The following is an 18,799-nucleotide window of genomic DNA, read 5'->3' as shown; positions in this document are numbered from 1 at the left end:
AACGCCTCACGGTCCGTCACCATGCCGGCCCAAGGGGCTCAGTCGTCGCCGCGTTCTTCCATGAGGTCGTAGGCGAGGTATCCCGTGGCGTCCTCGGGGCGCGCCAGTGCGTTCTCGCTGATGGTCTGGCCGCGGACCGAGACCCCGGCGCGGTGGACGCTTTCGGGGTCGCCGGAAATCAGGGGGTGCCAGTCGGCCAGGCCGCGGCCCTCATTGATCCGGCGGTAGGCGCAGGACAGCGGCATCCACTCCAGGGTCTCGACATTGTACGGCGTCAGCTTGATGCAGTCGGGGACATGTTTCTTTCGCCCGGCATAGTTGCTGCATGAGCAGGTCTTGGCGTCGAGGAGGCGACAATGCACGCGGGTGGGGATGATCTCGCCGGTGTCCTCATCCTCGAAGCGAACGAGACAGCAAAGCCCGCAACCGTCGCATAGGCTCTCCCACTCGGCCGCCGTCATCTGGCGGAGTGATTTCGTTTCCCAGTAAGGTCTCGTCGCCATGGTGGTGGCGTCCTAAACCAAAAGCCTCCCCGCCGTCCTCCTTAGTTTGACCAAGTGACCGACTGGAACCTCGATCCCTATAAGTTCCCGGACTCGCATCCGAGCCCGCGGGCGCCTGGCGCGCCGGCGCCTGAAACCGTGACCGAGGAACCGTTCCGGGCCGACCTGCCCGCGCCGCGCAAGGCCAAGGCGGTGAAACCGCCCAAGCCGCCCAAGGCCCGGCGCGGCGGATCGGACTTCGGCGGCGGGCCGCGCAAGCCGCGCGACCTGCGCTGGCTGTGGACCGCCCTGGTGGTGGCCGCCGCCGTCCTGGCGCTCACCGTGCTGGGGGCGGCCGTCTACGTCCAGCAGGTCTATCTGAAGGACATCCCGCCCCTGCCCGAGCGCGAGGCGCTCTATGCGATCAACCGGGCGCCGGCGATCAAGTTCTTTGACAAGACCGGGGGGCTGATCGCCTCGCGGGGGCCGAAGTACGGCGACCGGGTGACGCTCGGCCAGCTGCCCGCCTATGTGCCCCGCGCCTTCCTGGCGGCGGAGGACAAGCGTTTCTACCAGCACGGGGCGGTGGACCCCTGGGCCATCGTGCGCGCCGCGCGGGCCAACTACGCCGCCGGCCGGGTGGTGGAGGGCGGCTCGACCCTGTCCCAGCAGCTGGCCAAGGGCCTGTTCCTGACCCCCGACCAGACGATGAAGCGGAAGATCCAGGAGGCCGTCATGGCCCAGCGCCTGGAGAAGATGCTGAGCAAGGACGAGGTGCTGGAGCTCTATCTCAACCGCATCTATTTCGGGGCCAACACCTTCGGCATCGACGGCGCCTCGCGCACCTATTTCGGCAAGCCCGCCAGCCAGCTGACCCTGTCGGAGGCGGCCCTGCTGGCCAGCCTGCCCAAGGCGCCCTCGCGCATGGCGCTGAACCGCAACATGGCCGGCGCCCTGGAGCGCCAGCGCCTGGTGCTGGAGCGCATGCGCGGCGAGGGCTGGATCACCGGCGAGGACGCCCAGGCCGCCGAGGCCGACACCCCCCGCATCAGCCCCAGCGCCTTGGCCAACGACGGGGACATGGGCTACGCGCTCGACTACGCTACCAACGAGGTCCTCAAGCTGGTGGGCCCCAACTCGCCCGACTTGCTGGTCCGCCTGACCATCGATCCCAGGCTGCAGGCCACCGGCGCCAACATCCTGCGCCAAGTGATCGGCGCCGAGGGCAAGGCGGCCGGCGCCTCCCAGGCTAGCATGGTGGCCATCTCCGCCGAGGGTGCGATCCGCACCATGGTGGGCGGGCTCGACTACAACGCCAGCGTCTTCAACCGCGCGGTCCAGGCCAGGCGGCAGCCCGGCTCGTCCTTCAAGCCCTTCGTCTACGCCGCGGCCCTGGAGAAGGGCGTCATGCCCACCGACGTGCGCATCGACGGGCCGGTGAAGTTCGGCGACTGGCGGCCGGAGAACTATGGCGGCGGCTATCGCGGGGCGGTGACGGTGGAGACGGCTCTGGCCCAGTCCATCAACACCGTGGCGGTGAAGCTGGCCCAGGAGGTCGGCGGCGCGGCCGTGGCCGAGCTGGCCCGCCGGTTCGGCGTCACCACCCTCCCGGCCAATCCGAACCTGTCGGTGGCGCTGGGCTCCTACGAGGTGCCGCTGATCGAGATGGTCTCCGGCTTCCAGGTCTTCCAGACCGGAGGCGCGCGGATCACGCCCTACATGGTCGACGAGATCAAGACGATCGGCGGCCAGCCGGTCTTCCTGCACCAGACCTCGTCGCCCACCCCGGCCTACGACATCGCCCGCGCCAGCATGATGGTGAAGATGATGAAGAAGGTGATCACCTCGGGCACCGGCACCCGGGCCAATTTCGGCCGTCCCGCCGCCGGCAAGACCGGCACCAGCCAGAACTGGCGCGACGCCTGGTTCGTGGGCTTCACCCCCGACTATGTGGCGGGCGTCTGGGTCGGCAACGACGACGACAAGCCGATGAACAAGATCACCGGCGGCGTCATGTCAGCGGCGGTCTGGCGGTCGTTCATGGTGGTGGCCCACGAGAAGCTGCCGATCCGCGACTTCGACTGGCTGCTGCCCGATCCCGAGCCGGAGCTGGAGGCCGATCCGCGCAACGCCTTCTACGAGGGCCTGGCCGACGAGTTCTCCGCCGCCGCCCGCGAGGCCGAGGCCGCGATCCCGCCGGAACAGGCCGAGCCCAAGCCGGAGCCGATCAAGCCGCCGGTCGAGGAGATCCCGTTCTAGGGCGCGGGGCGCTTCCCCCTCTCCCGCTCGTCCCGGCGAAGGCCGGGATCCAGGTGAAATCCCCAGCAGCGGGGCGAAATCCGGTCATTTGACGTTCGGATCACCTCTGACCGCTCATGATGTATCTGGGTCCCGGCCTTCGCCGGGATGAGCGGATTGGGTTCTAGAGCTTGCGCATCCCCGGCGCCTCGCTATGTCGGACGCCGCATGAAGCCACCCATCCTCGCCCTGAAGGACGTCCGCCTCGCCGACGGACCGAAAATGCTGTTCGACGGCGTCGACCTGTCGGTGGAGCCGCGGTCGCGCGCCTGCCTGGTGGGGCGCAACGGGGCGGGCAAGACCACCCTGCTGAAGGTGCTGGCCGGCCAGATCCAGCCCGACGACGGCGAGCGGGCCGTGCAGCCGGCGGTGCGCATCGCCTATGTGCCGCAGGAGCCGGAGATCTTCGGCGCGACCCTGCTGGAGCACGTCACCGCCGGCGGCGCGGCGGAGCACGAGGCCGACGCGGCCCTGGCCATCTTCGGCATCGACCCGGCCAAGTCGACGGCGGGCCTGTCGGGGGGCGAGATTCGCCGGGCGGCGCTGGCCCGGGCCTTCGCCGAGGACCCGGACCTGCTGCTGCTGGACGAACCCACCAACCACCTGGACATACTGGCCATCGAGACCCTGGAGAAGGAACTGGCCAATAGCCGCGCCGCCATGGTCATCGTCAGCCACGACCGCGCCTTCCTGGAGCGAACCACCCAGCGCTGCTTCTGGCTGGAGCACCGCAAGGTGCGGCGCCTCGACAAGGGGTTCGCGGCCTTCGACGCCTGGGTGGAGCAGATCCTGGCCGCCGAGGTCGAGGAGAGCCGCCGGATCGACAAGAAGCTGGAGCAGGAGGAGTACTGGCTGCAGCGCGGGGTCACCGGCCGCCGGGCCCGCAACGAGGGCCGCCGCCGCGCCCTGATGGAGCTGCGCCAGGTCAAGGTCGAGCGCCTGCGCGAAGCGCGCGGCGAGATGAACATGGGCATCGCCTCCTCCGGCCTGTCGGGCCAGCGGGTGATCGAGGCCAAGGGAATCTCCAAGGCCTTCGGCGACCGGGTGCTGCTCAAGAGCTTCTCCACCCGCATCCTGCGCGGCGACCGGGTGGCCATCGTCGGTCCCAACGGGGCGGGCAAGACCACCCTGGTGAAGATGCTGCTGGGAGAGATCGCGCCCGACACCGGCTCGGTGAAGCTGGGGGCCAATCTGGAGACGGCCTATATCGACCAGGCCCGGGCCGACCTGAAGCCCGACATGATGCTGCGCGACGTGCTCACCCCGCTGGGGGGCGACCAGGTGATGGTGCGCGGCCAGCCCAAGCATGTGAACGCCTACGCCAAGGACTTCCTGTTCACCGACGCCCAGATCCGCCAGCCGGTGCGCAGCCTGTCCGGCGGCGAGCGCAACCGCCTGCTGCTGGCCCGCGCGCTCGCCACGCCCGCCAACCTGCTGATCCTGGACGAGCCCACCAACGATCTGGACATGGATACGCTGGATCTGCTCGAGGACCTGCTGGCCGACTTCGAGGGCACCCTGATCCTGGTGAGCCACGACCGCGACTTCATCGACCGGCTGGCCACCTCCACCATCGCCCTGAACGGCCGCGGCGACGTGGTGGAGACGCCCGGCGGCTGGCAGGACTTCCTGCGCCAGAACCCCGGCTATTTCCGCGCCATCGGCGAGGCGCCCGCCCCGGTCCCCGCGCCCAAGGCGGCGGCCAAGCCCGCCGAGCCCAGGAAGGCCACCAAGCTCTCCTTCAAGGACCAGCATCGGCTGAAGGAGGCCGAGGGGCTGATGGCCAGCCTGCCGGCCAAGATCGCCAAGCTGGAGGCCGACATGGCCGATCCGGCCCTCTACGCCCGCGATCCGGCCGGCTTCGACAAGCTGAGCAAGGCCCACGCGGCCGCCCAGGCCGAACTGGCCAAGGCCGAGGAGGACTGGATGACCCTGGAGGAGATGCGCGAGGCGCTGGAGGGCGGGCGTTAAAGGCCCGTCCCGCTCCAGCGCCTGATTCGCGGCGGCCACAGGAATGCTGTGGATAAATTTCAGCGCTGATTCTTAAGGAAAAATCCCGGAAAATCCCCAAAACATCCACAGGATGTCCACCGGAATTGGGGCCGTGACCCACATCGGGGCGAATCGCGGCGCTTGCTTGATAGAGGGTTCGGGGGAAAGATCAAGGGGTCGAGAGGGACTGCGGCGCTGACGGACACGGAAACGGGTTCGACGATGCGAGCAGGAGGTTCTCTGGGGAACTGGAAGCGGCGCAAGCCGGGACCGGAGCGACCAAAGGACACCGGTCGGCGATGGAAACCTGCGGGTAACCCCGCGTTCGAAGTCGCAAACCGACCTTAAGACGCAGATCCCCCAACGGATCTGGATGAGAGGGCGACGTGACGGGAAACCGCTGCGCCGCCCTCTTGCTATGGGCGCTACCCGAATTGGTGCGGCTATGTGTCCCGACTTGGCACGACTTAAACCTTTCGCCACCAGAATGAGTCATCATCGCGCGGCCTCTTGAGGACCTTCGATGCTGGCCAAGCCGTCGCGCAACCTGATCCTGACCGTCAGCCTGACCCTGGCCTTCACGGCCAGCGTGCTGTTCAGCCTCGCCCTGTCGAAGGGCGAGACCGGGGTCGCGGCGATCTGGCTGTCCAATGGCATCCTGGCGGCCTCCTTCCTGCTGCTGCCCTGGCGCTGGAGCGTCCCGGCGGCGGCGATCTGCTTCCTGTTCAACTGGGGCGCCGGCCTGCTGCTGGGCAATGCGATGGGGATCGGCTTCGCCTTCCCGGTGCTCAACTTCGCCGAGGCCTTCGCCACGGCCTGGCTGGCGCGCAAGGCCTGCGGCCAGACCATGCGGCTAACCAGCCTCAAGCGGGTAGCCAAGCTGCTGCTGTTCGCCGTGGCGCCGGCGACGGCCGCCAGCTCGGTGGTGGCCGCCGACGTCCTGACCCTGTTCGGCCACAGCTTCAACTCCGTGTTGAGCACCTGGTTCTATGCGCACGGCCTGGGCATGGCGATCGCCCTGCCCGCCATCCTGCTGATCGCCCGGTCCGACACGGTGCGCGACTTCCACCGCGACTGGCCCGAGCAGTTCGGCCTCTACTGCCTGATGGCGGCCGGCAGCGTGCTGGCCTTCACGCCGGTGCGCTTCCCGACCCCGATCATCATCTTCCCCCTGATGACCCTCATCGCCTTCCGCCTGGGCCCGCGCGGCGCGGCGGTGGCGGCGATGATGCTGGCCTCGGTCTCCACCAGCCTGGTCCTGGGGACCCAGGAGACCCACACCGGGGCGACCTGGACCCTGCTGCAGAAGACCCGCGGCGTGCAGTTCCTGATCGGGATCAGCTTCTTCACCGCGCTCGCCACCGCGCTCGCCATCGCCGACCAGAAGCGCCTGAAGCGCCTGTGGGCCAGCCGCACCCGGGTGGCCCGCGCCGCCCAGGCCCGCGCCGTGGCCGCCGGCCGCGCCAAGTCGGAGTTCCTGGCCAATATGAGCCACGAGATCCGCACCCCGATGAACAGCATCATCGGCTTCACCGAGGTGCTGATGAAACGCGGCGACCTGCCCGAGGCCGCCCACCGCCAGCTGACCCTGATCGACCGCGCCGGCTCCTCCCTGCTCAACGTCGTCAACGACGTGCTGGACTTCTCCAAGATGGAGTCCGGCGAGGTGGAGCTGTCGGCCCGCGCCATCGAGCCCCGGGCCATGGCCCAGGAGGCCCTGGCCATCGTCGCCGAGACGGCCCGCCGCAAGGGCCTGGACCTGCAGTTCTCAGCCACCGGCGAGGTCGACCGGCCGGTGATGGCCGACGATCTGCGGCTTCGGCAGATCCTGCTGAACCTGCTCTCCAACGCCATCAAGTTCACCGAGCGCGGCCGGGTCCGCCTGGACCTGGAGGTGACGATCGCCGGGGACGCCGCCACCCTGCGCTTCGTGGTCACCGACACCGGGATCGGCATCCCCACCGAACAGGCCACCCGCCTGTTCAATCGGTTCAGCCAGGCCGACGCCACGGTCACTCGCGAGCACGGCGGCACGGGCCTGGGCCTGGCCATCTGCAAGGGCCTGACCGAGCTGATGGGCGGCCGCATCGGCCTCGACAGCGCCGAGGGCTTCGGCTCGGTCTTCTGGTTCGAGATCGAGGCGACCCTGGCCGAGACCGTGGCCCAGCCGGCCTCGGGCATGCGCAAGATCGGCGACCTGGGCGCCACGGTGCTGCTGGTGGACGACCACCCGGTGAACCGCGAGCTGGGCGCCACGGTCCTGACCCTGCTGGGCTGCGAGGTGGTGCTGGCCGAGAACGGCGAGGACGCCGTGACCGCCGCCCGCGACCGCGCGGTCGACCTGATCCTGATGGACGTCCACATGCCCCGCATGGACGGCCTGGAGGCCACCCGCCTGATCCGGGCCCTGGGGGGGCGCTGCGCCACCCTGCCGATCATCGCCATGAGCGCCGACGTCATGCCCGAGATGGAGGCCCGCTGCCTCAAGGCCGGCATGAACGACGCCGTCGGCAAGCCGATCCAGATCGAGGCCCTGCACGGCGTCCTCGCCCGGTGGCTCGCCGATGCGCGGGCCAAGGACAACGCGGCCTAGAAACCTGGCCAACCCATCTTGGAAGCGGGGCCGTCACGCCCTAGGCTTAAGGGCGATCCAAGTTGGGGAGAGATCATGAACGCCTTGCGCGCCATCGCCATCGCCGCCCTCGCGGTCCTCGCCGTCGCCTGTTCCCCGGCCAAGAAGGCGGACACCGCCCCGGCCGCCGGCCAGCCCACGGTGATCAAGTTCGCCACCGACTGGCGGGCCCAGGCCGAGCACGGCGGGTTCTATGAGGCCCTGGCCAACGGCGAATACGCCAAGCGCGGCCTGGACGTGCAGATCGTCCAGGGCGGCCCCGGCGTGAACGTGCCGCAACTGCTGGCCTCGGGCGCGGTCCAGGCCGGCATGGGCTCCAACAGTTTCATCGCTCTGAACATGGCCCAGGAGGGCGTGCCGGTTAAGGCCGTCGCGGCCATGATGCAGAAGGACCCCCAGGTCCTGATCGCCCACCCCGACCAGGGGATCGAGAGCATCGGGGACCTGAAGGGCCATCCCATCCTGCTGTCGGATGCCTCGGTCACCGCCTTCTGGGTCTGGCTGAAGTCCAAGTACGGCTTCACCGACGATCAGATCCGCAAGTACACCTTCAACTCCGCCCCCTTCCTGGCCGACAAGCGCGTGGCCCAGCAGGGCTACGTCACCAGCGAGCCCTACACCCTGGAGAAGGAGGCCAAGATGAAGCCCAAGGTCTTCCTCCTGGCCGACAACGGCTATCCCAGCTACGCCACCATGATCATGGTCCCGCAGAGCCTGATCGACTCCAATCCGGCGGCGGTGAAGGCCTTCGTGGAGGCCTCGGCCAAGGGCTGGCGCGACTATCTCTACGGCGATCCGGCGCCGGCCGACGCCCTGATCCGCAAGGACAATCCGGAGATGGCCCAGGACGTCCTCGACCAGGCCCGCGAGAAGATGAAGGCCTACGGCATCGTCGACGGCGGCGAGGCCAAGACCGCCGGCATCGGCACGATGAGCGACGCCCGCTGGGCCGAGTTCTTCAAGATCGCCTCGGACCAGGGCGTCTATCCCAAGACCCTGGACTACAAGAAGGCCTACACCCTGCAGTTCGTGGCGCCGCCGGCGGCGAAGTAGCCCGCCGCGCCGATGCCGCCCGTCGTCGCCCTCGAGGCCGTTGAAGTCGATTACCCCAAACGCGGCCGCGCGTTGGGGCCGTTCACCCTGAGCGTGGCGCCGGGCGAGATCGTCGCCCTGGTGGGTCCCTCGGGCTGCGGCAAGTCCACGGCCCTGCGCCTGCTGGCCGGTCTGGAGCAGCCGACCCGGGGGACGGTCACCCGCACCGCCGGCCGCGGCGAGACCTCGGTGGTCTTCCAGGCCCCGACCCTGGCGCCCTGGATGAGCGCCCAGGCCAATGTCGCCCTGCCCCTGGAGCTGGCCGGCGCCTCGCGCAGGGGCGCCCGGGACCTGGCGGCCGCGGCCCTCGCCCGCGTCGGCCTGGCCGGCGCCGAGCAGGCACGTCCGGCCCAGCTGTCGGGGGGCATGGCCATGCGCGCCTCCCTGGCTCGCGCCCTGGTCACCGAGCCGCGCCTGCTGCTGCTGGACGAACCCTTCGCGGCCCTGGACGAGATCACCCGCCGGTCCCTGGCCGACGACGTGCTGAAGCTGTGGCGCGAGACCAAGCCCGCCATTGTCTTCGTCACCCACAATGTCGAGGAGGCCGCCTACATGGCCAGCCGCGTGGCGGTGATGACCCGCGGACCGGGACGCATCGCCGGGGAGATCGAGGTGGCGGGGCACCTGCCCCGGCTGATCGGCTTCCGCACCACCCCGGAGTTCCGCCACGCCGCCGAGGCGGTGTCGGACCTGCTGGTCAAGGGCTCGGAGGCCGCCGCGTGAGCAAGCTCCTCGACCTGCTCGCGCCCTTCGCCCTCATCGCCCTGCTGCTGGCCGGGTGGGAGATCGCCTGCCGGGTCACCGGGGTCCCGGCCTATTTCCTGCCCGCCCCCTCCGACGTCGCCGTGGCGCTCGCCACCGACACGGCGAGCCTGATGCAGGCGGCCTGGAACACCCTGTCGGTGGCGCTGATCGCGCTGGTCATCGCCAGCGTCGCGGCCCAGGCCATCGCCCTGCTGGTGGGCCTGAGCCCCCTGGCGGACCGGGCGGTGCGGCCATTGGCCTCGGTGCTGCAGGTGACCCCGGTGGTGGCCATCGCCCCCCTGGTGCTGATCTGGGCCGGCATCGACCATCCCGAGCGGGCCATCGTGGCCCTGGCCGTCCTGGTGGCCTTCTTCCCGATCTTCTCCGGGGCGGTCACCGGCCTGAAGGCCGCCGACCCCGACCTGGAGCGGCTGTTCGATCTCTATGGCGCGAGCCGCCTGCAGCGGGTCCTGCGCCTGCGCCTACCCTCGGCCGTCCCATTTCTCCTGGAAGGTCATAAGGTTGCGGCCGGCCTGGCGGTGATCGGGGCGGTTGTGGCCGAGTTCGGCGCGGGCTCCGGCGGTGTGCGCGGCCTGGCCTGGCGCATCCTGGACGCCGGCAACAAGCTGCAGACGGCCCGAATGATCGCGGCCCTGGTGGTCCTGGGCCTGATGGGGGTGGTCCTGCACGCGCTTCTGGAGCGCGCGGAGCGGGCTGGACTGGCCTGGTGGCGAGGCCGTTAAGGGCGGCCGTTAGGCTAGGGTTAAAGACGGCTGTTAGCTCAGGGTTAAGCGGCTGCCGATAGCTTTCGCCGATCATGCGCCTAGGTCTCGCCATCGCCGCCATGCTCCGCGCGGTCCACCCGGCCTCCGAGGAGGACGATCGCGCCCGCTATGAGGCGCGCCCGCCCGTCGAGGCGCCGGCGCCCGCCGGCCCGATGCTGAACTGGTCCAACAAGCGCGCCTACGCCACCCCGTCCGGCCAGCCCAGCCCCTATGCCCGGCCCGAGCCGATGGCCCTGGCCGGGCAGTTCTCCCGCGGCCGCCAGGAGGCGCCGCCCCCGGCGGAGCTGGCCCCGCCCCCCGGCGAGCGCCGGGTGACCACCTACCAGCCGCCCGCCTACCAGCCCTTCACGCCGCAGACGCCGTACCAGGCTCCGCGCGCCGCGCCGCCGGCCGCGTCCCTGGAACAGCCGGCCTCGCCGCCGCTCCGTGCGCCCCTGCCGTCGAGCCTCTACAGCGGCCCGCCCCCCCTGCCGGAACAGGCCGCGATCGCCGCCCCGCAACACCTGGCCGACGCCTCGGCGGCAGCCCGGAAGGTGGGCGGATCCTCCAAGCTCTATTCCGTGCACCGCGCCTATGGCCTGGAGCCCGACTTGATCCCCGAGCCGCCGGCTGGCGACCGCTATGTCCTCATCGGTCCCCCCGACGCGCCCAAGGTCAAGACGACCGATGGCGACAGCAACGATGAGTCCGACGGCGGCGACGGCCGCCCGTTCTGAGAGTCCAGATGACGCGCACCAAGCTCCACGACCTGATCGAACTGGCCCAGGAGCCCTCCAGCGACCGGAGGCGTGAGCTGCTGCGTGGCGTCACCGACCTGTTCTTCACCACTGACGACCCCCGCGCGCCCGGCGAGATGGCCCTGTTCGACGACGTCCTGACCCAGCTGGCCGGCGACATGGAAGAGGCTGTCCGCGCCGAGCTCGCCCATCGCATGTCCGGCGCCGATCCCGCCCCGGCGGGCCTGATCCGGGCGCTCGCCCGCGACGCCTCCATCGAGGTGGCCCGTCCCCTACTGGAAGGCTCCACGGCGCTCACCGAGGACGACCTGCTTTCGGTGGCCCGTACGCGGGGCCAGGACCACCTGCGCGCCATCTCCCAGCGCCCCATGGTGCCGATGTCGGTGTCCGAGGCCATCGTGGAGCGCGGCGACGACGAGACGCTCGGGACCCTGCTGGCCAACCAGGGGGCGGAGATGTCGCGGGCGACCCACGAGATGGTGGTGGACCGCGCCCTGGACAATCCGGTCCTGCACCAGGCCGTTGTGGCGCGGAAGGCCCTGCCGGTCGACCTGCTGAACGAGATGTATTTCGTGGTGGAGGCCCGTCTGCGCGACCAGATCCTGGAGCGCAATTCCGAGGTCGACCCCGAGGAGCTGGACCAGGCGCTGGCCGCCGGCCGCAAGCGGCTGGCCGCCCGCGACGGCGCCCTGCCCGGCGACTATGTCGAGGCCGAGAAGGCCGTCCGCATCCTGCAACTGCGCGGCGCCATCACCCCGCCGGTCCTGGCCGGTTTCCTGCGCAACCGCGAGACCACCAAGTTCCTGGTGGCCCTGTGCGAACTGGCCGACATCGACTTCCACACCGCCCGGCGCATCCTGGAGCGTCGCGAGCTCGACGCGCTCTCCATCGTCTGCAAGGCGGCGGGCTTCGACCGCTCGCTCTACTTGACCTTCGCCGTCCTGATCCTGGACCGCGATTCCAACGCCATGGGCCGCGCCCGGGAATATGGCCAACTCTACGAGTCCCTGCCCCTGGAAGCCGCCCAGCGCACCATCCGCTTCTGGCGCATGCGCCGCCAGACCGGCGACGTCGCCGCCGCCTAGGGCTTGGCGGGCGCGGGCGGCGGGATATCATAGCGAATCGGAACGCTCACACCGCCGCCGATGGTGGGCAGACCCTCCGCCGTCCAGATGCTCACCCTGACTCCCTTCGCCAGGCCGAGAGTCGCGGCGCCGAACCCCAGGTTTGGTGGATCCTCGCTGACCACCGTGCAGTCGGTGATGCCGCCGCCCTGGGCGATGACGCAGGAGATCATCACTCGCGCCGTCTTCACACCCGCCGCGATCGCCGCAGGCGGGATCGCCCCCACGAGATCCTCCGCCGAGGGCACGGCTGTCCACTTGGGTTTACCCGTCACGGGCTTGTTCGAGGTCAGCATCTCGGGGGCGAAGGTCACCGGAATCTGCACGCTGGCGCCCCTGGTGAGCGAGCCGTCCTTGAGAGCGGTTGGTCCCACGAAAAGGCTGGAGAGCGACTTCGCGGCCTCACCAAAACCCATTCCCGTGGGCGTCTGACCCAGCACGCTGCAATCCGACAACAGCCCGTCGTCCTTGAACCGGCAGTCCAGGGTGGCCGAGCCTCCGGCGCCGGCCGCGCGCGCCTTGGCGGGATAGGCCGCGACAACCTGAGCGAAGGACGGCGCGGCCCGCCAGTTCACATTGGCGATCACCTCGTTGGTGAAGATGTGCCCCTGCCGGCGCATCTCGGCCGGCCAGACGAAGGTGATGGGAATGCGGACATGGGTTGCGACAAAGGGGACGCCATTTCGGGTTGCGGGCTTCATCACGAACTGCGGTGTCAGGGCGATGGCCGCGCGCCCGAAGCCGGAGCCCACGGGGTCCTCCTCCGCCACCTTGCAGTCGAACAACATCCCCTGCAGCGAGACCGAGCAGTCGATAACGCCCCGCCCCTTCTTGCCGACCTGCAGAGCGCCCTTGGGCCAGACGGCCATCAACTGCTCCTGGGTCGGCTTGCGCAGCCAGTCCGGTTGCACGATGACGTCGGGCGCGGCCGCGGAGGGGGCCGCGAGACCGGCGACGGCGAAAACGAGAGAGAGAACGACGGGTTTCAAGGACATCTCCCGGGCTAGGGCTTGGCCGTCGGATCGGCCTCGGGACGCTCGTAGCGGATCGGCGCCTTGATGCGGGCACCGACGGTCGGCAGGCCGTCGGGGGTCCAGATTCCCAGCCGGAAGGTCGGCGCCAGGGCCGAGGCCGCCGCACCGAAGCCCAGGCCTGCGGGCTCTTCGCTGGACACCGCGCAGTCGGTCAGGGCGCCCTGAGCCGCCACGACGCAGCTCAGCACGGCGCGGCCCTTCAGCACGTTGGCGGCGAGGGCCGCCTTCGGGTAGCCGGCCTGAAAGTCCGAGGGTTCGGGAAGGACCGTCCACTGCGGCTTGCCCACCATGGGCCGGGCCGGGTCCAGCATCTTGGGCTCGAAGGAGACCGGCAGTTGCAGGGTGGCGGCGCGGACGCTCTGACCGCGAACGGTCGTGGGCGCGCTGAAAGCGCCCACCAAGCTGCGCGCCGCGCTGGAGAAGCCGTAGCCGTCGGGCTCCTCACGGACGGTGGAGCATCCGGTCAGGTGGCCGTCGGCCTTGAAGACGCAGCTCATCACGACGTGGCCGGCCACCGCCTTCTGCCGCGCCTTCTCCGGATAGACGGCCGCCACCTGGTCGTAGGTGGGCGCGTCAATCCAGGGCACGTCGGAGATGGCCCTCACCGGGATGGGGGCCAGGCTCATCTGGCCGCCGATACGGGAGCCGGTCTCGGGTCCGGCGCCGGAGAAGTTGATGGAGATCTTGACCCCGGCCTCGGCGAACGGGACGCCGTTGCGGGTCGCCGGCGACATCAGCAGTTGAGGCGTGAGGGCGATAGCCGCCTGCCCGAAGCCGGCGCCGGGCGGGCTCTCGCTGGCGACCTGGCACTCGACAAGGGCGCCCGTCGTGGTGACCGTACAGGACAAGACTGCCCGCCCGCCCAATCCCCGCTTCAGCGCCTCGGCGGGCCAGACCCCCAGCAGGTCTTCGGCCCTCGGGCGGGTGAGCCATGTGGCGTGGACGATCGCGTCAGCCGCCAGGGCCGACGAGGCCATCGCCGCCGCGCCGAGCAGCACGGGCCCCAACATATTCCAACGCATCACAGGCGCTCCCCCAACCCAAGGCGCAGCTTGGCACGCGCACCCGAGAGTTGAGGAGTCTAAATCGTGCGCGTCAGAAGGCGGGGCGCGGGGAGCCGTGGGTCAGGCGGCTGAGGGCGTCGGAGGCGACGATGCTGAGGGAGCGCAGGCCCTGTTCAGCGAAGACGTCGAGGGCGGCGTTCAGGGCGTGGGCGGCGGCGGCGCGCTCGCCGCGGTCGCGGCCGGTGATGTCCAGGCGAGCCTCGTAGAGGCGGGCGAGGTTCACCTGCAGCAGGGCCCAGGCGGTGGGGTCGCGGCCCGGCGACATGGCGGTCAGCTCGATGCGGAAGGCGGTCTCGGCGGCGTCCAGCACATTGAGGTCGCCGGAGAGCTCGGCGCAACGGGCCAGGCAGAGGGCGCGGTTGGAGGCGGCGGCGGCGCGCAGGGCGAGCGCCGGGATCTCCTTGAGCACCATGGCGGCGCGGTCGTAGCAGGTGACGGCCTGTTCGTAGGCGCGCTCGCTGGCGCCGGCCTCGCCGAGCGCCTGCAGGCTTTCGGCCAGCGAGGTCTGGATGCGGGCCCAGTCCAGGGGGCTGTGCTCGCGCGACAGGTCGTTGAGCACGTCGGCGAGCTGATTGATGGCGGCGGCCACGCTCTCGATCTGGCCGGCGGCGTCACCCAGCAGGGCCATGGCCTGGCCACGCATGGCCGCGGCGCGGGCCCAGGTCAGGGGTTCGTAGGCGGGGTCCATGCCGGCGATGGCGGCCTCGGCGTCGTCCAGGGCCTGCTGCAGCAGGTCGCTGTCCTTCAACCGCGCGCCCCAGCCCAGCAGCAGGTCGGCGCGCACCAGGCGGGCCTCGACGGCCAGCAGGCGGGCGGCGCGGCAGCGCTTGGTCAGGACGGTGAGGCCCTGGATCGGGATGGTGAAGCGGGCGGCGACGACGCGGGCGGCCTGGGCGTCGCCGGCGGCCATGCGGCTGCGGCCCTCCAGGGCGGCGATGCCGACATCGGCGAGCGGCAGGGCCAGGCCTCCGCGGGCGGCGGCGCGGGCCTCGCGGAAGGCGAGATCGGCGGCGGCGTTGAGGCCCTCGTCGCCGAACAGCTCAGCGCCCAGCATGGCGCAGAAGGCCTGTTCGCAGCGGGCGCGGGCCCAGCCGTCGGGGCGGCGGTTGCGGTCGAAGAGGTCGGCGGCGGCCTCCGCGGTGGCGGCGGCCTTGCGCAGGGCCACGGCGTCGCCGGAGCGGCGGGCGACCTCGCGCCAGACGATGGCGGCCTCCAGCTTGCGCTGAGCGCGGTCGGCGGCGCCGATGCGGCCGGCGGCCACGTCGGCGGCCTTGGCCTCGGCTTTCAGCAGGTCCAGGTCCAGCAGCTCCAGCAGGGAGGCGTCCCCGCCGGTCAGCCCGTCGCGCGGGGTGTTCAGGCCCTCGGCGCCGAATAGGCGCTTCAATTCCCGACCGAACTCGAACATGTCGCGGCTCCGATCACCCTGGCGTCTCAACACGGGACGCCTGACCTGGGTTCAGACCGGAAGGAGCAAAGCCGGGTCCGAGATCGTAAACAAGTGGTTAATCAGTGAGTTATGGTTAACGGAATGCGAATTTTCGCTTTTGAGGCGAAATGGACGTCTAGGCGAAGATCGACGCCTCGCCGGCTTCGTCCAATACGCGCCACTCGCCAGGCGCCAGGTCGGCGGACAGCGACAGCCCGCCGATCCGGTCGCGGTGCAGGGCGGTGACGTGGTTGCCGACGGCGGCGAACATCCGGCGCACCTGGTGGTAGCGGCCCTCGGTGATGGTCAGGGAGGCCTGGGTGGGCGAAAGCACCTCCAGCTCGGCGGGCGCCAGGGGGGTGGTCTCGCCCTCCAGCATCAGGGTCCCGGCGGCGAAGATCGCCCCCTCCTCCCCGGTCAGGGGCCGGTCCAGCGTGGCCAGGTAGCGCTTGGCCACGTGGTGACGCGGCGAGATCACCCGGTGCAGCAAGTCCCCATCGTCGGTGATCAGCAGCAGGCCCGAGGTCTCCTTGTCCAGCCGGCCGATGGTGGAGAGGCCGGGCATGCGGGCGCGCCAGCGGGCGGGCAGCAGCTCATAGACGCTGCGCCCGGGCTCGCGGTGGGAGCAGACCACGCCGAGCGGCTTGTGCATGATGAGCGTCAGGGGCGCGGGCGGGTCCACCGGGGCGCCGGAGATGGTCATGCGGGCGGGCAGGTCGCGGACGATGGGGACCTTGGCGCCGGCGTCCTTCAGGGTGACCCCGTCCAGCACCACGCCGCCGGCGCGGACCAGGGCGTTGACCTCGCGCCGGGAGCCGTAGCCGAGATTGGCCAGCAGGCGATCGAGTCTGGCCATCGGGGCCTTGCTCACTTGCGGGCCTCGTAGATCTTGTAGCCGCCGGCCTCGGCCTTGAGCTCGACCTTGGAGAAGGCGGCGGCCAGGGGCCGCTCATAGGGCAGGTGGCGGTTGGCGGTGAGCCAGCAGGTCCCGCCCTTGCGCAGGGCCTTGGCGGCGGTCTCGATGAAGGCCACGCCGAGCGCCCGATCCTCCGAGCCGCCGTCGTGAAAGGGCGGGTTCATCACCACGAAGTCGAGATCGGTCAGGCCCGCCTGGCGCACATCGCCCCAGACGATGGCCGCCCGGGGATCGGTGACGTTCCTGCGGGCCGCCTCGATGGCCCGGCGGTCGATGTCCACCAGGGTGAGCGCGGCGACCTCCGGGGCGGCCAGGACGGAGAGGGCCAGGATGCCGATCCCGCAGCCGAAGTCGGCACCCTTGCCCTTCAGCGGCGGCAGGCTCTTCAGCAACAGGGCGCTGCCCGGATCGACCCGGTCCCAGCTGAAGACCCCGGGCTGGGTCCAGAGGTCGCCGACGGCGCGCGGCGCGCCCTTGGCGATGGCCTCGTCCAGGCCGGTGAGATGCTCCGGGCGCTCCACCGTGCAGATGCGGTTGTGCTTGCGGGATTCCTCGAAGACCTCGCAGCCGAAGGCTTCCAGGGACTTCTTCAGGCGCGCCCCGCCCTTGTCCTTGGGCGCGAAGGCGGTCAGGCGGCCGCCGGGCTTCAGGGTCCGCAGGGCCTGGGCCAAGGCATAGTCGCGCTCGGCGGTGCCCGGGGGCGCGGCGATCACCGCCTCGTCGAGCGAGCCGTCGGCCAGGCTCTCCAGGGCCGTGGAGCCCGCCTGGATCGGCGAGACCTGGACGGCGCCGGCCGGGACCTCCACCAGGCCGTAGGGCGGGGTCCCGTAGACGATCACGCCGGCCACGGACCTAGCCCCGCTCCCGCGTGCGGTGGAAGGCCACCTGCGGATAGCGCTCGACCACATAGCCCAGCTCCCAGGCCGACTTGGCCAGGAACACCGGCTGGTCGTCGATGTCGGTGGCCATGGCGGTCTTGTGCTTGGTGACGAAGTCCTCCAGCTCGGCCTTGGCGGCCGTGACCCAGCGGGCCTCGGCGAAGGGGCTGGCCTCGAACTGGACCTCGAGCTGGTATTCGTTGGCCAGACGGTCGGCCATCACCTCGAACTGCAGCTGACCCACCGCGCCGACGATGAAGTCCGCGCCGAACTGGGGCCGGAAGAGCTGGGTCACCCCCTCCTCCGCCAGGCCCTCGAGCGCCTTCTTCAAGTGCTTGGCCTTCAGGGGGTCCTTCACCCGGACCCGCTGCAGGATTTCCGGGGCGAAGTTGGGCAGGCCGGCGAAGCGGATGGTCCCGGTCTCCGAGAGGCTGTCGCCGACCCGCAGCACGCCATGGTTGGGGATGCCGATGACGTCGCCGGCGAAGGCCTCCTCGGCCAGTTCACGGTCCGAGGCGAAGAACATGATCGGCGCGTTGACCGACAGCTGGCGGCCGGTGTTCTGCACCTTCAGCTTCATGCCGCGCGCGAACTTGCCCGAGCAGAGCCGCAGGAAGGCGATGCGGTCGCGGTGGTTGGGGTCCATGTTCGCCTGGACCTTGAAGACGAAGCCGGTGACCTCCGGATCGCCCGGGGCGATGTGGGTGGCCTCTCCGCCCTTGGTGGCGGCCACCGCCTTGGGCGGCGGGGCATAGGCGCCCAGACCCGCCAGCAGCTGGTCGATGCCGAAGTGGCGCAGGGCCGAACCGAAGAAGACCGGGGTCATGTGGCCCTCCAGGAAGGCCTTGGGATCGAAGGGCTTGGAGGCCTCCCCCACCAGCATGGAGGTCTCCTCCAGCTCGGCCAACTCCTCGGGGTCGAGATAGCTGACCATGGCGTTGCCCTTGAAGGCGACGGCGGCGGGGTGACCCTCGTCCTTGTTGTCGGCGGTCTTCTTGGCGAAGGGCAGGAACTGCTGGGTGCGCAGATCCAGCATGCCCTTGAACCGCCCGCCCGAGCCGGCGGGCCAGTAGAGCGGCGCGGGGTCGAGGGCGAGCTTCGAGGCGATCTCGTCCAGCAGCTCGATGGGGTCCTGGGCCTCGCGGTCCATCTTGTTGATGAAGGTGACGATGGGGATGTCGCGCAGGCGGCAGACCTCGAACAGCTTCAGGGTCTGGGGCTCGATCCCCTTGGCGGCGTCCAGCACCATGACCGCGGCGTCGGCGGCCGTCAGGGTCCGGTAGGTGTCCTCGGAAAAGTCCTCGTGGCCCGGGGTGTCCAGCAGGTTGAACATCAGCCCGTCGTGGTCGAAGGTCATGACGCTGGCCGAGACGGAGATACCCCGTTCGCGCTCGATCTTCATCCAGTCCGACCGGGTCCGGCGGTTCTCGCCGCGGGCCCGCACCGCGCCGGCCGCGCGGATCGCGCCGCCCGCCAGCAGCAGGTTCTCGGTCAGGGTCGTCTTGCCGGCGTCCGGGTGGGAGATGATGGCGAAGGTGCGCCGGCGCGCGGCCTCGGCGGCGGGAGAATTGCTCATGGGCGGGGACTAGCGCAGC

The 18,799-nt window shown here is 70.4% G+C and carries 15 protein-coding genes; 8 read left to right on the top strand and 7 right to left on the bottom strand.

The window, feature by feature from the left end:
- Nucleotides 1-38: 38 nt before the first annotated feature.
- Entirely contained in the window at nt 39-503 is a 465-nt protein-coding gene (locus tag Q7T09_RS07215) for a YcgN family cysteine cluster protein (RefSeq protein WP_304698832.1), read from the bottom strand.
- Nucleotides 504-557: 54 nt separating this feature from the next.
- Here Q7T09_RS07215 and Q7T09_RS07210 point away from each other — a divergent pair, with 54 nt between their 5' ends.
- The 8 genes from Q7T09_RS07210 to Q7T09_RS07175 all read left to right on the top strand — a co-directional run bounded on the left by Q7T09_RS07210 (nt 558) and on the right by Q7T09_RS07175 (nt 11,847).
- Entirely contained in the window at nt 558-2,741 is a 2,184-nt protein-coding gene (locus Q7T09_RS07210) for a transglycosylase domain-containing protein (protein ID WP_304698831.1), read from the top strand.
- 207 nt (nt 2,742-2,948) lie between these two features.
- Nucleotides 2,949-4,751 (top strand): ABC-F family ATP-binding cassette domain-containing protein, encoded by a 1,803-nt coding sequence (locus Q7T09_RS07205; protein WP_304698830.1) that lies wholly within the window; start codon nt 2,949-2,951, stop codon nt 4,749-4,751.
- 544 nt (nt 4,752-5,295) lie between these two features.
- On the top strand, nt 5,296-7,365 hold the full coding sequence (locus Q7T09_RS07200) for an ATP-binding protein (protein ID WP_304698828.1): 2,070 nt from the start codon (nt 5,296-5,298) through the stop codon (nt 7,363-7,365).
- A 75-nt stretch (nt 7,366-7,440) separates the two neighbouring features.
- Complete coding sequence (locus Q7T09_RS07195; protein WP_304698827.1) at nt 7,441-8,457, top strand: ABC transporter substrate-binding protein; 1,017 nt, start codon at nt 7,441-7,443, stop codon at nt 8,455-8,457.
- Nucleotides 8,458-8,469: 12 nt separating this feature from the next.
- On the top strand, nt 8,470-9,219 hold the full coding sequence (locus tag Q7T09_RS07190; RefSeq protein ID WP_304698825.1) for an ABC transporter ATP-binding protein: 750 nt from the start codon (nt 8,470-8,472) through the stop codon (nt 9,217-9,219).
- A complete protein-coding gene (locus tag Q7T09_RS07185) occupies nt 9,216-9,983 on the top strand; it encodes an ABC transporter permease (protein WP_304698824.1) in 768 nt (255 codons plus the stop codon). The genes Q7T09_RS07190 and Q7T09_RS07185 overlap by 4 nt, the downstream gene beginning before the upstream one ends.
- 74 nt (nt 9,984-10,057) lie before the next feature.
- Nucleotides 10,058-10,741, top strand: a complete 684-nt coding sequence (locus tag Q7T09_RS07180; protein ID WP_304698823.1) for a hypothetical protein — start codon at nt 10,058-10,060, stop codon at nt 10,739-10,741.
- Between the two features lie 8 nt (nt 10,742-10,749).
- Nucleotides 10,750-11,847 carry a DUF2336 domain-containing protein gene (locus Q7T09_RS07175; RefSeq protein ID WP_304698821.1) on the top strand — a complete coding sequence of 366 codons (1,098 nt, stop codon included), beginning with the start codon at nt 10,750-10,752 and terminating at the stop codon, nt 11,845-11,847.
- On the opposite strand, the gene Q7T09_RS07170 is transcribed toward Q7T09_RS07175, so the two are convergent.
- The 6 genes from Q7T09_RS07170 to Q7T09_RS07145 form a co-directional block, all read right to left on the bottom strand.
- Nucleotides 11,844-12,875: a TonB family protein gene (locus tag Q7T09_RS07170; protein ID WP_304698819.1), complete on the bottom strand. Its 1,032-nt coding sequence runs from the start codon at nt 12,873-12,875 to the stop codon at nt 11,844-11,846. The genes Q7T09_RS07175 and Q7T09_RS07170 overlap by 4 nt on opposite strands.
- A gap of 14 nt (nt 12,876-12,889) precedes the next feature.
- Entirely contained in the window at nt 12,890-13,942 is a 1,053-nt protein-coding gene (locus Q7T09_RS07165) for a TonB family protein (protein ID WP_304698817.1), read from the bottom strand.
- A 73-nt stretch (nt 13,943-14,015) separates the two neighbouring features.
- Nucleotides 14,016-15,389: a hypothetical protein gene (locus Q7T09_RS07160; protein ID WP_304698815.1), complete on the bottom strand. Its 1,374-nt coding sequence runs from the start codon at nt 15,387-15,389 to the stop codon at nt 14,016-14,018.
- A gap of 157 nt (nt 15,390-15,546) precedes the next feature.
- Nucleotides 15,547-16,266, bottom strand: coding sequence for a pseudouridine synthase (locus Q7T09_RS07155; RefSeq protein ID WP_304698814.1), 720 nt, complete (start codon nt 16,264-16,266; stop codon nt 15,547-15,549).
- Nucleotides 16,267-16,277: 11 nt separating this feature from the next.
- Entirely contained in the window at nt 16,278-17,174 is an 897-nt protein-coding gene (locus tag Q7T09_RS07150; RefSeq protein ID WP_304698813.1) for a class I SAM-dependent methyltransferase, read from the bottom strand.
- Between the two features lie 4 nt (nt 17,175-17,178).
- Nucleotides 17,179-18,780 (bottom strand): peptide chain release factor 3, encoded by a 1,602-nt coding sequence (locus Q7T09_RS07145; protein ID WP_304698811.1) that lies wholly within the window; start codon nt 18,778-18,780, stop codon nt 17,179-17,181.
- Between the last annotated feature and the right edge of the window lie 19 nt (nt 18,781-18,799).

The organism is Phenylobacterium sp., from assembly GCF_030645195.1.
In the GTDB taxonomy this organism is placed as follows: domain Bacteria; phylum Pseudomonadota; class Alphaproteobacteria; order Caulobacterales; family Caulobacteraceae; genus Phenylobacterium.
Note: the sequence above shows the minus strand (reverse complement) of the source record. Positions and strands in the feature narration are given on the sequence as shown.